At 46.3% G+C, this 724-nt stretch carries 1 protein-coding gene; it reads right to left on the reverse strand.

Annotation, left to right across the window (positions count from 1 at the left end; all coding sequences use genetic code 11):
• Positions 1–724: DNA adenine methylase (locus tag Xind_RS19695; RefSeq protein WP_222941874.1), on the reverse strand; the 724-nt coding region annotated here is incomplete at its 5' end.

Here is a 724-nt window from a genome sequence, read left to right on the forward strand (position 1 = left end):
TCATGTTCTTATCATAAACAACGATTCAACTGATTTTGTCGTTGTGCCCGATTGATGATTCGCACTCAGGCTACTGGTTAATGCCATTGACCAAAGGCAATCAAAATCATTTGGAGCGGTATATTCGCTAACAAAGACAGTACAGCGGTTCGATAACTCACGAACCCAATTCCAGAACTCAGCCGTGTTAAAGGCATCGCGGTATTGCCGCGTGTTCGCATAAGGCGGGTCGCAGTAGACGACTGCGCCATCCGGTATGTTCAGTGCCTTGTAATCACTGCATAATAATTGCACGCCATCCAGATCACTTATCTGTCGCTGAATATTACTGACAGCCTCCGCTTGATAATCCCGAATACCTGATTTTGTCTGCGTGACTCCCGCGTACCCATCGAACCACTTACCCGAATAGCTACAATTAAACCCGACCCATCCCGTTAAGTGAGGAATGTCGGTTTTGTTATGCTTTATCGCGTAATACTGCTCTCGTGATATTTGTCCCGGAGGTTGCCAGCCAGATAACAAGGCTCCCCACATTGCCATCAGGTATTCATGTTTATCCGCAGCAATAACAGGTCCAGCATGTTTGGTGTTGATGTAACTCGCCATGTTCATCCCACCAGCGAATGGCTCAACATAAACCGTATCTGTTGTTAAATACTCCAGAATGAAGGGGGCGATATGTTTCGCAATACGGGATTTACTCCCCATGTATTTCACCGTT

The sequence above is a fragment of the Xenorhabdus indica genome (assembly GCF_014467235.1).
GTDB classification, from domain to species: Bacteria; Pseudomonadota; Gammaproteobacteria; order Enterobacterales; family Enterobacteriaceae; genus Xenorhabdus; species Xenorhabdus indica.